The 14,645-nt window shown below is 48.3% G+C and carries 10 protein-coding genes; 2 read left to right on the forward strand and 8 right to left on the reverse strand.

The window, feature by feature from the left end; translation table 11 throughout:
- Position 1: 1 nt before the first annotated feature.
- The 5 genes from thrC to DDZ15_RS00325 form a co-directional block, all read right to left on the reverse strand.
- Positions 2-1,315 (reverse strand): threonine synthase, encoded by a 1,314-nt coding sequence (gene thrC / locus DDZ15_RS00305; protein WP_109643701.1) that lies wholly within the window; start codon positions 1,313-1,315, stop codon positions 2-4.
- Positions 1,312-2,277: a homoserine kinase gene (locus DDZ15_RS00310; protein ID WP_109643703.1), complete on the reverse strand. Its 966-nt coding sequence runs from the start codon at positions 2,275-2,277 to the stop codon at positions 1,312-1,314. The genes thrC and DDZ15_RS00310 overlap by 4 nt, the downstream gene beginning before the upstream one ends.
- Entirely contained in the window at positions 2,264-4,741 is a 2,478-nt protein-coding gene (gene thrA, locus DDZ15_RS00315; protein ID WP_109643705.1) for a bifunctional aspartate kinase/homoserine dehydrogenase I, read from the reverse strand. Before thrA ends, DDZ15_RS00310 begins: the two co-directional genes overlap by 14 nt.
- Positions 4,742-4,906: 165 nt before the next feature.
- Complete coding sequence (locus tag DDZ15_RS00320) at positions 4,907-6,193, reverse strand: trans-sulfuration enzyme family protein (RefSeq protein ID WP_109643707.1); 1,287 nt, start codon at positions 6,191-6,193, stop codon at positions 4,907-4,909.
- Entirely contained in the window at positions 6,183-6,662 is a 480-nt protein-coding gene (locus tag DDZ15_RS00325; RefSeq protein WP_109643709.1) for an Lrp/AsnC family transcriptional regulator, read from the reverse strand. Before DDZ15_RS00325 ends, DDZ15_RS00320 begins: the two co-directional genes overlap by 11 nt.
- A 225-nt stretch (positions 6,663-6,887) precedes the next feature.
- Between DDZ15_RS00325 and proC the strand changes: the two genes are divergently transcribed.
- The gene (gene proC / locus DDZ15_RS00330) at positions 6,888-7,697 is read left to right on the forward strand and encodes a pyrroline-5-carboxylate reductase (protein ID WP_109643711.1); all 810 of its coding nucleotides are present in this window, start codon (positions 6,888-6,890) and stop codon (positions 7,695-7,697) included.
- Positions 7,698-7,895: 198 nt separating this feature from the next.
- Here the strand turns inward: proC and DDZ15_RS00335 are convergent, their stop codons facing one another.
- A complete protein-coding gene (locus DDZ15_RS00335; RefSeq protein WP_109643713.1) occupies positions 7,896-9,383 on the reverse strand; it encodes a sigma 54-interacting transcriptional regulator in 1,488 nt (495 codons plus the stop codon).
- Positions 9,384-9,453: 70 nt separating this feature from the next.
- On the reverse strand, positions 9,454-10,767 hold the full coding sequence (locus DDZ15_RS00340; protein WP_158278566.1) for an anthranilate synthase component I family protein: 1,314 nt from the start codon (positions 10,765-10,767) through the stop codon (positions 9,454-9,456).
- Positions 10,768-10,859: 92 nt separating this feature from the next.
- On the opposite strand from DDZ15_RS00340, the gene DDZ15_RS00345 reads away from it, so the two are divergent.
- Positions 10,860-11,969, forward strand: a complete 1,110-nt coding sequence (locus tag DDZ15_RS00345; protein ID WP_242978805.1) for a quinone-dependent dihydroorotate dehydrogenase — start codon at positions 10,860-10,862, stop codon at positions 11,967-11,969.
- Here DDZ15_RS00345 and porW read toward each other — a convergent pair.
- Positions 11,947-14,610: a type IX secretion system periplasmic lipoprotein PorW/SprE gene (gene porW / locus DDZ15_RS00350; protein WP_109643719.1), complete on the reverse strand. Its 2,664-nt coding sequence runs from the start codon at positions 14,608-14,610 to the stop codon at positions 11,947-11,949. The two genes, DDZ15_RS00345 and porW, sit on opposite strands and share 23 nt — an antisense overlap.
- Positions 14,611-14,645 lie beyond the last annotated feature (35 nt).

Raw genomic sequence — 14,645 nt, forward strand, 5'->3', positions numbered from 1 at the left:
ATCAAGCCTGCTTAAGAAGTGCCTTTTTAAAGTCTGGGAATTCAGGTTTTAGTTCCTTGGCCTGCTTTTCCCCTTCCAGGCATGACTGCAGCCTTTCAGGCACCTCCACAGGCTCACCCGTCACCGGTTCAATCACATCCCTGAATTTAACAGGGTGCGCTGTTCCAAGAACAACAACAGGTTTCTCGCTGCCATTCTTTTTCCTCCAGGCGGAAGCTGCAAGATAGCCGGTAGCCGTATGAGGGCACATCAGATAACCTGTACGGCGATGGAGCTCCAGAATTGCCTCTCGGGTATGATTGTCATCAAACCAGTATCCCTTCAGTGCAGATCTTATGGCACTATCTGAACCGCCAAACAGATAACGAATTCTGGAAAAGTTGCTCGGGTCACCCACGTCCATCGCATTCGAAATTGTGGGCACCGATTTGCGCGGCCTGTATTCACCGCCTGAAAGAAATTCAGGCACAACACTGTTTTGGTTTGTTGCTGCAATAAAGCCGGAGGTGGCCATGCCCATTCGTTCGGCTACAAGACCCCCCGTCAGATTTCCGAAGTTACCGCTCGGTACTGAAAATACAGGTGCATCCATTTCCATCTTCATTCTTTGAAGCAATAGAGAGGCATAGGCATAGTAAAACGATTGCGGAATCAGGCGTGCAATGTTTATGGAATTGGCTGAGCTCAGCTGAATTTCTGACCTCAACGACTCATCCATAATCGCTTGTTTCACCAACCGCTGACAGTCATCAAATACACCGGAAACCTCCATTGCTCGTATATTGCCGCCCAGCGTAGCCATCTGCATCTCCTGCAGCCGGCTTATTCTTCCTTTGGGATAGAGTATGCAAACCTCAACGCCCTCTACGTTGTAAAAACCGTTTGCAACGGCACTTCCGGTATCTCCTGAAGTTGCAACCAGTATGGTAATCTTTTCTCCGGCTTTTGAGGCCTGCTCTGAAAAAAGCCTGGCCATGAAGCGGGCACCAAAATCCTTGAAAGCGAGCGTAGGACCGTGAAAAAGTTCGAGCACATAGAGATTCTGTCCTATCTCTTTGAGTTCCAGGGGAAAATTGAATGCATCCCGTGCAACACTTCTGATTCGCTCTTCACTAAGCTCTGTATCGAGATATGGTTGCGCCATGTCGGCTGCAAGTTCTGCAAAGTGAAGTTCTGAACCCGACAAGTGCTCAGAAAAATCAATTCCGGGAATGGATACAGGCATATAAAGTCCGCCGTCAGGTGCAAGTCCCCTTCTCATTGCTTCAAAAAACCCGGCTTCCGGGCAGGTTCCTTTTGTGCTTTCGAACATCATGATGACGCCTTTTCTTCGACTGTGGTTGCACCTTGGGTGTTCACAGATGAGATAAGATCATTGTATTCAAGACCCAGCTTTTGCAACTCCGATCCCATAGCGGAGGCAGCCTTTCTGGCAGTCTCTTTGCCGCGCGAGAGGGCAAACAACGACGGGCCGGAACCTGAAATGGAGCATCCCAGGGCTCCGGCTTCTTCTGCAGCTAGCTTCATCCGGTCGAATCCCGGAATAAGAACGGAACGTACAGGCTCAATGATTTCATCATGAAGTGAACGGCCTATCAGGTCATAATCCTCTTTAAAAAGGGCCGCTACCAAACTTCCAACATTTGCCCATTGCGAAACCGCCTTTTCGAGCGCCACATCTTTTTTTAAAATTTGTCTGCTGTGCCGTGTTTGAATTTCAATTTTCGGGTGAATGATGGTACAGAACAGGTCAGGCGGTGTGGGAAGGGAGATCACATCGGGCGGAAGATGCGTTTTTACCAAAATAAATCCTCCAAAGAGTGCCGCTGCAGCATTATCGGCATGGGGGGTTCCGCTGGCTGCCATTTCGCCCTCCACGGTAAATGGGAGCAGTTCAGGAAGTGAAAATGGCTCCTCCAGGAGTTTGTTTACAGCATATGCGGCCGCCACAGAACTTGCAGCGCTTGAGCCCAGGCCGCTGCCGAGGGGCATCTTCTTTTCGATCACAAGGTCGATGCCAATATCATTCATTCCAAGCTCGTTCAGCAGCTTCAGAACCGAGAGTCCGGCGGTATTTTTCTCAGCATCCAGCGGCAGCATTCCGCCATCTCCGGTAATGCGGGAAATACGTACACCGGGAGTATCCATCATCGTTGCGGTTACAAAATCCCCAAGCTTATGAAGTGCAAACCCAAGCACATCGAACCCGCAACCCACGTTTGCCACCGTGGCCGGTGCAAAAGCTTTAACGCTTTGTGGTTTTTCAGGATCCCGCATTATTGAATACCTTGGTGTTGGTTACCCGCAGGATATCAGCAATAATCCCGCCGGCCGTAACATCCGCTCCTGCTCCCGGGCCCTGTATAACCATCGGATGCTCATTATAATGACGGGTATAGAGTGCAACAATATTGTCGCTGCCTGAAAGATTGTAGAATGGATGGTCCTTATCAATTTTTTCAAGAACAACCGTTGGTTTACCGCCATCAAACCGGGCGATGTAGCATAGTTTTTTATCTTTTTTTTCCGCTTCCAGCCTGAGGCTTTCAAATTCTGAATCGTATTTCTTCAGCGCTTCAAAAAAATCTTCCGTGCTTTCGGCCTCCATGGCACCTTCGGGTACCAGGTTCTCTATTTCTATATCCTCGAATTCGAGCTTGTACCCGGCAACCCTGGCCAGAATAAGCAGCTTTCTGCCAACATCATGTCCATTCAGGTCCTCACGCGGATCGGGCTCGGTGTAGCCTTTTTTGCGGGCTTCGCGCACGATATCGCTGAATGGCACAGACCCGTCAAAATTATTGAAAATATAGCTTAACGTACCTGAAAGAACACCTTCAATCCTTTCCACATGATCTCCCGTCGTCACCAGTTCATGCATCGTGCCAATCAGCGGCAGGCCCGCACCCACATTGGTCTCATATCTGTAGGCGCAGTTATGCTGAAACGCCATTTTCTGAAGTTCGTCAAACAGCTCCTGATTTGAGGAATTAGCCAGTTTATTTGGCGTGACAACCGAGATGCTTTTCTTTAAAAATTCAGGATAAATGCGCTGAATATCCCCGCTTGCCGTACAGTCCACAAAGATCGAATTGGGGAGATTCAGCTTTTTTACCTCTAGTGCAAAACGCTCCAGTTTCATTCCATACCCCTCCTTTTCAAGCTCTCCCTGCCACATATCGAGAGGGATAGACTCTTCACGGACAAGCATCCTGTTGCTGTTCGCAATCCCTTTCAGGTTGATTTCAATCTGATAGTCGTCAAAAAGGTTTTTTGCCTGCTCCGCAAGCATCTCCAGCAAACGCCCGCCTATTAGACCCAGACCAACCACAAACAAATTCACACTTTTGACTCCCGCCAGGAAAAATGCATCATGGAGCGTGTTCATGGCTTTGCGTTCATTCTCCTGATCAACAACAAAAGAAATATTACGCTCTGATGAGCCCTGTGCAATCGCCACGATATTGATTCCGTTGCGTCCGAGTGCATTAAATACACGTCCTGCAATTCCCGGAATCTGGCGCATATTATCGCCTACAACCGCGATAACGGAGAGATCCGTTTCCACTTTAATCTCATCGATTGCATCCGATTCCACCTCACCCGCAAATTCATCCGCTATGGCCATTTTTGCTCTTCCGGCGTCAGCAGGCAGTACGGCGATGGTTACGGTGTGTTCGGAGGAGGATTGGGTAATCAGAATGATGTTAATCTTCTTTCGGGCAAGTGCATTGAAAATACGCGATGCCACACCGCTAACCCCGATCATCCCCGTTCCTTTTATTGAAATAAGCGCAATTTCATCAATTGAAGAGATGCCACGGATAATGCCTGATGTTTTCGTGGCCTGATCTGAAATGAGCGTTCCGGGATGTTCAGGCTTGAATGTATTTTTGATTGCAATCGGTATTCCGGATTTCAGTGCAGGCTGAATAGTGGGCGGATAAATCACTTTGGCGCCGAAATGCGACAGCTCCATTGCCTCTTCGTACGATGCTTTCGATACGGGAAACGCACGCTGCACCTTACCGGGATCAGCCGTCATGAGTCCATCCACGTCGGTCCAAATTTCCACCATCTCAGCGCTGAGCGCGGCGCCAAAAAGTGACGCTGTGTAGTCAGAACCGCCCCGGCCCAGTGTTGTGGACTCCTGTCGTTCAGTCGATGCAATAAAACCTGTAGCAACAATCACCGTTTCACTGTTTGTTTCAATATGTGAAGCGATATTGCGATAGGTGGGGGCAGTTAAAACGTTTGCCATACCAAAATGCTCATCGGTTTTTATAAGCTTTCGGGTATCGCTGTAGAGTGCGCTGACACCGCGTGTATTCAGCATGGAAGCTAAAATCAACGCACAAAAGCGTTCACCGAACCCTACTATAAAATCGAGGGTTTTGGCAGTGAGCTCACAGGTTAGCGCAACTCCCTGAAGTACGTCTTCAAGTTCGTTGAATGTAATCTTAAACCGTGTAATCACATCGGTTTGATGACTGGCGGGTACAAGTTTCCTTATAGCGGTCAGATGCCGCGCATCCATTTCCTCCAGGATGTCGCGATATCGCCTGTTACCGGCGGCTGCGAGATCCGCAATCTCAAATAGCTGATCGGTGACTCCCCTGAACGCCGATACCACAACAACCGGTGGTTTTCCGCTCTTCGCCTCCTTTGAGATAATGCTGAATACATTTTCAAGAGCTTCGGGGCTGCCGACCGAGCTGCCTCCGAACTTCAGTACTTTCATAAATTTGATTATTCATCGGATGATATTATTCCTGCATGTTACCTATTCAAATGTACCCGTTCAACAAATTATGTTCCTGAATCATAAAAAAAGTGAGAAGCGCTTTTCGGTATACTGTTCAATTATCCTCGCCCTTTTATCCTGCATGTCCCTTCTGTCATGCTGCTATTCTGCTGAGGCAAGCCGTGATTCTTGGTTTTCAGGGTCAGAGGCAACTGATTTTTGATACTTTATTGAACTCAATGCACGGTTCAGGTCTGCAATGATATCGGAAGCATTTTCGATTCCCACGGAAAGCCTCACCAGGCCGTCCGTAATACCCGCCTCTCCGCGGATTACGGGGTCAACAACAGAGTGTGTCATACTTGCCGGGTGCTGAATCAGTGAATCCACCGTTCCCAAACTTACGGCAAGCGTACACAGTTCAACCCGGTTCATAAGCTGTATACCGGCGTCCAGACCCCCTTTGAGCTCAAAAGCAATCATTGCACCGTACCCGTTAACCATAAGCTTTTCGATAATTTCCCCGTCGGGATGTGTTTCGAGTCCGGTATGCCAGATACGGCTGACGGCCGGATGGCGGTCCAGATAGTCAGCCACCGCCTTACCATTCAGGTTATGCTGCTTCATTCTGAGCGGAAATGTTTTAATCCCCATTAGCGTGAGCCATGCGTCAAAAGGTCCTGAAATACCACCCAGGTTCTTGCGGTATACAGGAATTCCATGTTTCTCAAAAAATCCTTTTCTGGCCGCCAGTGCTCCGCCAACGACGGTTCCGTGGCCATTCAGATATTTTGTGGTAGAATGAGCCACCAGATCGGCACCCCAGCTCATGGGACGAATATGATAGGGAGTGGCAAAGGTGTTATCCACCATAACCAACGCTCCGTGTTCATGGGCAATCTCTGAAATCAATTCCAGGTTGCAAACCCTCATTGTGGGATTGGCTATGCTCTCCAGATAAACCAGACCAATATCCTTATACTTTTTAAAAGCCTGTATGATGTCGTCAGGTGTATTAGGGTCCACATTTTGAACCCGGATATTCATTTTCCCGGCCTGCTCCTGAAGAAACTGTGATGTACAGCCATACAGTGCCTTCTGGGCCAGAATTCGTTTTCCTGATGCAAGGGCCAGGAAAGCTGTGGTAATGGCAGCCATTCCGGAACCGAACAGCATTCCTTCTGTTCGTTCTTCCAGATCCAATCCCTCCAGGTCTGCGATCACCTGCTCGGCTTTCTCAACGGTTGGATTGCCAAGCCGCGAATAACTGTGTGTAGCGCCACCGGGCTCATGTGCAAAAAACTTTCTGCCCGACTCTGCATCCTTGAATGCAAAAGTTGATGTCTGGTAGAGAGGCATGGCATGTGAACCATACGGGTCTTTATCGGGATGATCTGCTTGCGCACAAATCGTTTCAATCGCCCTGTACTCTGTTTTTTTACTTTCCATCTTTCATCACCGTTATTTTCGATTGCTCTTTAGTCACAGACAATACAATACCTGTGTGTATCCTTTCCACACCGGGAATTCGGGTCAGGCTTGTTCTCAGAAAACGCTCATACTCTCCGGTATCCTTTACCACCACGTGCAGCAGGTAATCATATTCACCCGTTATGTTATAACAAGCCAGGATTTCCGGGATGCTGTGAATGTGTTTCGAAAACTCCTCCATCTTTCCCAGTTGATGTACAGACAATTTGATGGAGCAGAATACAGTCAGGCCTTTTCCAATCGATTCCTTGTCGATCCAGGCCGTATACCCCCTGATCACCCCTTCTCGTTCAAGCCGTTTTACCCGTTCAAGCGTAGGTGTGGTTGTAAGCCCAATGCGCTTTGCCAGCTCATTATTCGGCATTCTGCCGTTCTCTTGCAGCAGATCGAGTATCTGCTTATCCGTTTCATCCAATTTAACAGGCATATGAAGAACTTTATTCTATATTATACTATAAAATTAAGAATATCATTCTTCAATAGAAACCGATAAGAGATTTATAACCTGAATTCTTTTCAGTTAAACTGTGCTTTTCTCCTTTACTTTTTGTTTTTATAGTTCTATTACCGTAGATACAGTGCACGTACGTTCAGAACTCACAATTAGATAGATTCTCTCTGTCTGATTTAACGAAAACAATCCAGATCCAAAATGGGAAGCAATCAAAACACAATGGCTATTCTCGGCGCAGGGAATATCGGCTGCGCAATTGCTGATGGCCTTGCCAGATCAGGCGAATTTAGCCCCTCCGCCATCACGCTCACAAGGAGAAGAACAGATAAACTTGAATCATTTGAAAATCAGGGTTTTCGGGTTACATCCGACAACCTGCTTGCTGTAAATGCATCGAAAATTCTGATACTGTGTGTAGAACCGCATCAGCTAAATGATCTTCTGAGCGAAATTTCATCAGCCCTGGATCCGGGCAGGCATCTGATTATATCCGTTGTATCCGGAGCTTCAATTCAATCCATACAGCAGCAAATACCGGATGGGTTGCCGGTCACAAGAGCCATGCCCAATACGGCAATTGCGATCCGTGAATCGATGACCTGTATCTGCGGCAGCGAAAACGACCAAAAATCGCTTGAAGCAACCCTTCAAATTTTTGACACCGTTGGAGTAACGAGGGTAATCAGGGAAGATCAGATGACCTCCGCAACGGCTCTTTGTGCATGTGGTATTGCCTTTTTTCTGCGTGCCATCCGCGCAGCGTCGCAGGGTGGAATTGAAATCGGGTTTGATTCCACTGAAGCCATCACCATGGCAACACAAACGGCCCTTGGAGCAGCTGGACTACTGAAAGCGATGAAAAATCACCCCGAATTTGAAATTGACAGAGTTACCACACCTAAAGGCTGTACCATCTCCGGGTTGAATCAAATGGAGCATGGAGGGTTCAGCTCTGCGATGATTCGCGGGATCGTCACATCATCAGAAAAAGCAGAAAAACTCTACTGAATAGACAGGTTAAATGTTTTTTTGACAAAAATCTGAGTTTGACGGCAGGATTTGAATCGCCCGCAGCTAACTTGCAGCAGGCACCCTCACCTCAAAGTGAGCACCAATCATACACTCCATTCAATCCTTCTTTTGGATTGAATGAATATACAAACCCGGGAAAACATGGGCTGTTTCAGGCACTCACTTTAAATCCTGTCAAATCTCGAAATCTCCTTCTTCAAAATCACCCATGCCTCCAAGCATGCTGCCGAGCATATCGGTATAAGAACGTGAGTCGTCCAGGTCGTCTTTGCCCAGTTTGGAAAACTGGTGAAGGCCGTCAATCACAAAATCCATTACCGCATAGAGGTCTTTCTTGTCCGGAGATGCATAGTTTTTAACCAGCTTTTGCAGGCCATTCACCTTATCCAGCTTCTTGCGGTACGACTTTTCGCTCTCAAGATCCGGGATTTCAAGGCTGTTACCCGCTTCAAACCAATTGAGTATATCTTTGTACGTAGTATCCGATTCATCTCCGGCTTTCTTATTTGGGTCGGGAAAAAGGGTTTTGAATGTAGCACTTACAGCCTTACCGATAATATGCTTGGCCACGTTCACAGCTCCCTCCTGTTCTCCTTCATACACCAGCTCAAGCTTACCGGTCAGTGCAGGCACCATAAAGTAGAGATCCGTCATTCGGAGAGTAGCCTCTTTCTCCTTATTGTGCACCGCCCTTCGTTCGGCTGCAGAGATCGCCTGCTCCATAGCCGTAATGGTCATCCGTGTGGATACGCCGCTTTTCTGGTCTATATACTCACTGTTCCGCGCTTCAAATGCCACATACTCCAGGATGGTTCTGTACAGATCCGGAATATGGATGGTCACAGCACCATTTCGTTCGCTCCATGACTCCTGTCTGGTAATTTCGCGGGCTACCGACAATTCACGCGGATAGTGCGTAATAATCTGTGAATCGATGCGGTCTTTCAGCGGGGTTATTATGTTTCCGCGGTTTGTGTAGTCTTCAGGATTGGCGGAAAACGCCATGGACACATCAAGGGGTATACGAATGTTAAAGCCGCGAATCTGTATATCCCGCTCCTGCATAATGTTCAGCAGCGCAACCTGAATGCGGGGCTGCAAGTCGGGGAGTTCATTGATTACAAAAATTCCCCGGTTGGTCCGCGGTATCAAACCATAATTGATAACCTCTTCGTCAGCAAGCGAAAGTTTTTTTGATGCGGCTTTTATCGGGTCAATATCTCCGATCAGGTCGGCTACGGTCGTATCCGGTGTTGCAAGTTTTTCGCCATACCGTTCATGCCTCGACACCCAATTTACAGGGGCATCATCCCCCATCTCGTCAATAATTCTGAGAGCATACCTCGAAACGGGGTTGTAGGGGTCATCGTTTATCTCGGAACCGACAATAACGGGCATCTTCTCGTCCAGAAACCGAACTAGCATGCGCAGAATCCTGGTTTTGGCCTGTCCGCGAAGCCCCAGCAGAATCATGTCGTGTTGCGCCAGTATGGCATTCTGAATCTGCGGTATTACCGTTTTTTCATATCCCAGAATACCGGGAAATAGTACCTCGCCTTTCTGCATGGCTTGCAGCATATTGCCCCGAAGTTCGTCTTTCACGCTTCTCGACTGCCAACCGCTTTCTTTTAGCTTGCCCAGAGTATCAATCTTATTGCTCATATATATTCTTTCAATTCATCTATTGCAGTTCAATCATAGCCCAGATATCTCTGACGCTCTGCTCTATAACTCATTTACTCTCCACTTCATTTCGCGCAGCACCCCTTTTTGAAAGCGCCTCCGTAAGCACCCGCGCTTTAATCAATGTTTCTTTCCACTCATCCAAAGGGTCCGAGTCTCCCGTAATGGCACCCCCTACCGGATATACAAGCCTGCCCTTTCGGATCACAGCCGTTCTTATAACCACATTAAAATCAAAATCACCCTCCTGATCGATATAGCCAATGGCACCGGAATAAATACCTCTTTTATAAACTTCCAGCTCCTCTATGGCTTTCATGACAGCAATTTTAGGCGCACCGGTCATGGAACCCATTGGAAAACAAGCTTCCAGGATGTCTACCGGATCCGCCCCATCATCCGCTTCTGCCCTAACCGTTGAAATAAGCTGATGCACCGTACCAAATGACTGAATATCGTATAGACGAGATACCTCAACGCTGCCCGTTTTGGCAATCTGTGAAAGGTCATGCCTCACCAGATCAACGATCATCAGGTTCTCTGCCCTGTTCTTTTCATTTAGTAAACTTTCTTTCTGGAGCGTATCGGCAGCCGGGTCCCTGTGTCGCGCTGCAGTCCCCTTTATAGGTTCCGAAACAATCTCATTCCCGGCTTTTTTCAAATACCTTTCGGGTGAAGAGCAGCAAACATGAAGATCTTCGCACCGTATAAAAGCACCGAAAGGCACCGGATTTATAGCTCTCATCCTTTCATACAGATCGAGCGGATCACCGCTGAATGTACTGGTGAAGGGGTAGGAGTAGTTGAGCTCGTAAAAATCACCTTCGTGAATTCTGCGTTTTATCTCCTCTACGTTTCTGATGTACTCATCAACTGTAATGCCCGGCTCCAGACCTGGTGCCTGCGCAATTTCAGGTTCAATTCCTTTTTCCTTTAAATAGTCGCTGACGGACTGGCCATGTGAGCTGCTGATCCCAAACTCATTGAAGTGCACCAGAGTGCCGGGTTCCATAAAATACATCTCCGAGGCCTCAATCAACTCCGGATTGTCGGATGCAAGCGGTGGCTTCACTGAAAAGTTTTTGAGGTCATAGCCCAGATAGCCAAAAATCGGTGCCTTGCACTCCTTTCTGAATTCACGCAGCGCTTGCCAGGGGTTCCCGTGGAATCGATGCTCTTTCCCCTTCTCTTCCCATATCAACTTACCGCCTTTGCTTCTGAGTGTGCGAACGGGATGCGCGGCTAACAGGCTGATCACCGATGAAGGGTGGTCTCTGCTCTGTGATTCAAGCAAAATACAGTCGCCCGGGCCGGAATCGTATACGGCCTTTCGGATAAATTTTTTACTGTCGAAATCGGTCATGCTCAATGATAAGGTAAATCGTGCAGCTTTATTACATGTTTCAATCCACATACAACCTCTTTACCTTACCCGAAACTCACGAATTCACTCTCATGTATAAAATTCTGGCCAGGCCCTTGTTATTCAGGCTAAATTCAGATGCAGCCCACGATCTGGCGATATCAACTGCTGGCTCGGTCAGCAAAAAAGACTGGGCTCTGAGCATTGCACGCTCTGTTTATACTTACAAAGATCCATCGCTGAAACAGAAAATCTTCGGTCTGGAATTTGAAAATCCCATTGGGCTGGCGGCCGGGTTTGACAAAAACGGTTCTGCGGCTCCACTGATGGAGGCCCTGGGGTTCGGTTTTGTTGAGATCGGGAGTGTCACAGCAGACCCCTCCACCGGCAACCCCAAACCGCGATCTTTCCGGCTTCCAAAAGATGAATCCCTAATCAATCGCCTTGGACTTAACAATGACGGAGCCCGGACTATCTCACGCCGCGTTGGGAAGCTGAACCTGAATATTCCCCTTGGGATCAATATTGCAAAAACCCATAATCCTGCCATCATGGGAGATGCTGCCCTGGAGGATTATAAAATCAGCTTCGATCTGGTTAAGGATATTGCCGATTACATAACAATCAACATCTCCTGCCCCAATACCGAGGAGGGAAAAACATTTGAGGACCCTGAAACCCTTAACAGTTTGCTGAAAAAGCTGAGCATACGCGATGATTCAAGCCTTCCTCCGGTTCTCGTTAAGTTTTCTGTTGATTTGGGCGAAACCATGTTAAAAGAGCTTATTGAGGTGTGCGAAAGCCATTCTGTTGGCGGATACGTGGCTACCAACACCTCCTCAGAAAGGGATAACCTGAAAACATCAGAGTCCAGACTTTCCAGAATTGGAAGGGGCGGACTAAGCGGGCAAGCCATACGCAACAAGAGCACGGCCATGATTGAAAAAATCTCTGACTACACGAACAGGGAAAAGCCCATCATTGGCGTCGGGGGAGTAAATTCGGCAGAGCACGCCATTGAAAAACTGAAAGCCGGTGCTGACCTTCTGCAGATTTACACGGGGCTCGTATATGAAGGACCGGGCCTTGTCAAAAGAATCAACAAAGGATTGTCGGGTTATCTGAAGAAAGAAGGCCTCGACAACATCTATCAGATCAGAAGCTCATCCAAAAAATCCGCTACAGGTCAATTGGAAACCTGAGTTCACAGCTGTAGGAGTCAATTCCGGTAAGAGGCTTGAATTCCAGCTCTTCCTCTATCGATGCCTCCACAGCTTCCGGTATTCCTGAACGGCTAATCTCTGAAATCTGCTCATACTCAACTACGTTACCCTCTGCGTTCACGGTTAAACGGTAGGTGATCTCCGTTTTAAGTCCGGACCCGTATGCCCAGTCAGGAAACCGTACCCTGCTCATAAAACCGGTCATTCCGCCTTCGACATTCAGTTCAAGTCCTGCCTCCAGACAGTTGTTCATATCCGGGCCGGGGTCGGTTGGGTACCGGTCGGGCGGAAATGCCATGGTTCTGACTGTATCTTCGGCAGCTGGACCGGGTTTCTGCAGCACTTCGAAAAGCGCGTCCGCTTCTGTGGCGATTCGCCCGGTTTGATTCAAGGATAATACTTTCTCCAGCATACTTCTCGTACTGTCCCAATAGGCACCTTCAAAAGGGTACTCATCCTGGTTGACAGTTGATGTAGGTGAATCTGCGGCCACGGAATCTGCCTGTGCATCCTGCAGACCGGATACGTCGGCGCCCCTGCCTGATGAATCGGCCAGCCAGGATGATATGGCCTCCTTGTCTTCACTCATTCGTACTGCCTCTTCAAGATAGATTCGGGCCGATTCGTAGAATAGCAGCTCTTTTTGATTTGCATCATCACTTGTCTCGCCCAGTTGCCGGAACAAATCAGCTTTTTCGATCGGACTCATGAGCGTATCGGTGCGCTCCATTTCAAGCAGCTGTGCTGCCAGTGTATACTTATCACTCTTAGCGGGGGCGTCTGATAACTCTTCCCCGCCCGGATACCCAAGCCTCTCTCTTACTTCCTCTGTAAACGGTGAGTCGGGGAAGTTTTCAATTATTCTGCCTGCTTTTTCCCTAGCAGCACGTTCATTGCCCTCCTGCAGATCCAGATCAATGAGGCTGAAGAGCGACCTGGGCGAAACCGAACTGTTCAGTCCGCTCCTGAGTTGATCTTCGTAGTAAAAGCGTGCACTGTCGGGCATGTTAAGAGAGAGAAGAAACAGATTTGCAAGCCTGTATGTAAGCTCCTCCATCTCTAATTTCATCTCAACCTGAGCATCTTCTTCAAAAGGAATAGCCGACAGGTCGGGTGCAAATTGTGCCATAAGCATATTTTGTGAAACAGGGTTTTCACCCTGATCACTCAATGCAGGGCTTTCAGCTCTGTCAAAACGGCTCCCGGTAACGGCATCTCTTCTTCTCCAGTTATCTTCCAGAGGCCTGTCGCCCCATACAGCCTGAAACTGCAGGCTGGCCTCTCTCAGCCGGTCCCGGTTCATATGATTCAGAAAGCCAAATTCAGCGCTGCCGGCCGCTTCGGGTGCCTGGCCCGCATCTGTGAGCGCAATTGTATTTGGCTGTGTAATACGCTCACGATCCTGTTGCGCTTCCTCTTCCAGCTCCTGGCGGATGTCAGCGAGTACCGAATCAAGCTCTGCCGGATTCAGGCTCGCCAGCTTCAGGAGGCTGTCCCGCATTGCCAGTTCCTGTTTCAGGAATGCATAGTCACTGAAAGACTCGGCAAGCTCAGACGCATCAAATTCGAGTGAAATCCGTTCATCAGCAACATTTACGGAAGCTGCTGAATCGAAATATGCAGCCGCCATCGTAAAATTATCCTGCTCGTCCCGAAAAAGCTCTCCCAACCCAAAATAGGTACGTGCCAGGGTTACATTATCTGCCACATCGAAAGGGTGGTTTAATATTGAGCTATACTGGTTAAAAGCCAGATCGGCATCGCCCATAATCTGATGAGTCCGGGCAATTTCATAGCGCATTCTCACTCTTTGATCGGAAAACTTGTCGTCACGCTCAAGCCTTCTGTAGAGGGAAAGTGCGTCATCGTAATCCCCTATTCTGCGCGAAATATCAGCCTGCTTCTTCATGGCATGGAATTCGACGTCATAGTCGGACTTTATCTCTGCGGCAAACCCGAAGGCAGCCCGTGCCTGTACCAGGTTTTCCAGGTTTTCCAGCACCTGACCATGCAAGAAATAGACTCTAGCCAGCATCGCCTGGCTTTCCATAAGCTCCTCGGCCCGCAGCAAACTCAGAGATGCCCGTTCCCAGTCTTGCTGAGCCGCATGCAACTGACCATTAATAGCATACAATTCACCACGTTGATCGAGATCCCATTGATCAGCACTGTTCAGCGCCTGCGAGGTTACCAGCAGTCCTCCTTCAATGTTATTCATCTCGTAAAGCACCCGCGCCTCCCAAACAACAGATTCAGCATATTCACGGTTTTCAGCAATAGTACCGGCTTCCCTGAACTTCTCAAGTGCCGAAAAAAACTCCGACTTGTAGAAGTACGACTTTCCGATCATGAGTATTGAGGGAATCACATATTGCGACTGCTCGTGTTTTCTGAGTATCGATGCGGCTCTTGAAATTGCCTCATCAAACTGTTCGGCCCCCGCATCAGACGGGCCCGGAAAAACCTGTATAAGCTCCTGCGGATTAATCAGGGCTGCCTGGCTCCGGTTTAACTCTTCGCCTTCCGAAAAATAGGATTTGGCGTTGTAAAACGTATTGTAGTAAGCGGTAAAATTGTTCCAGCTCTGTTTTATGGGCCCGGCACATCCTGCCAGAAACATTACCGGTAAGAGTATTTGAAAAAGTTTTCTCACAA

The organism is Rhodohalobacter mucosus, from assembly GCF_003150675.1.
Taxonomy (GTDB): domain Bacteria; phylum Bacteroidota; class Rhodothermia; order Balneolales; family Balneolaceae; genus Rhodohalobacter; species Rhodohalobacter mucosus.

Excerpts from the sequence above, each read along its gene's own strand:
- thrA (WP_109643705.1), bottom strand. The coding sequence starts at position 4,741 with ATGAAAGTACTGAAGTTCGGAGGCAGCTCGGTCGGCAGCCCCGAAGCT.
- DDZ15_RS00310 (WP_109643703.1), bottom strand. The coding sequence starts at position 2,277 with ATGCGGGATCCTGAAAAACCACAAAGCGTTAAAGCTTTTGCACCGGCC.
- proC (WP_109643711.1), top strand. The coding sequence starts at position 6,888 with ATGGGAAGCAATCAAAACACAATGGCTATTCTCGGCGCAGGGAATATC.
- DDZ15_RS00325 (WP_109643709.1), bottom strand. The coding sequence starts at position 6,662 with ATGCCTGTTAAATTGGATGAAACGGATAAGCAGATACTCGATCTGCTG.
- DDZ15_RS00320 (WP_109643707.1), bottom strand. The coding sequence starts at position 6,193 with ATGGAAAGTAAAAAAACAGAGTACAGGGCGATTGAAACGATTTGTGCG.
- thrC (WP_109643701.1), bottom strand. The coding sequence starts at position 1,315 with ATGATGTTCGAAAGCACAAAAGGAACCTGCCCGGAAGCCGGGTTTTTT.
- porW (WP_109643719.1), bottom strand. The coding sequence starts at position 14,610 with ATGTTTCTGGCAGGATGTGCCGGGCCCATAAAACAGAGCTGGAACAAT.
- DDZ15_RS00345 (WP_242978805.1), top strand. The coding sequence starts at position 10,860 with ATGTATAAAATTCTGGCCAGGCCCTTGTTATTCAGGCTAAATTCAGAT.
- DDZ15_RS00340 (WP_158278566.1), bottom strand. The coding sequence starts at position 10,767 with ATGACCGATTTCGACAGTAAAAAATTTATCCGAAAGGCCGTATACGAT.
- DDZ15_RS00335 (WP_109643713.1), bottom strand. The coding sequence starts at position 9,383 with ATGAGCAATAAGATTGATACTCTGGGCAAGCTAAAAGAAAGCGGTTGG.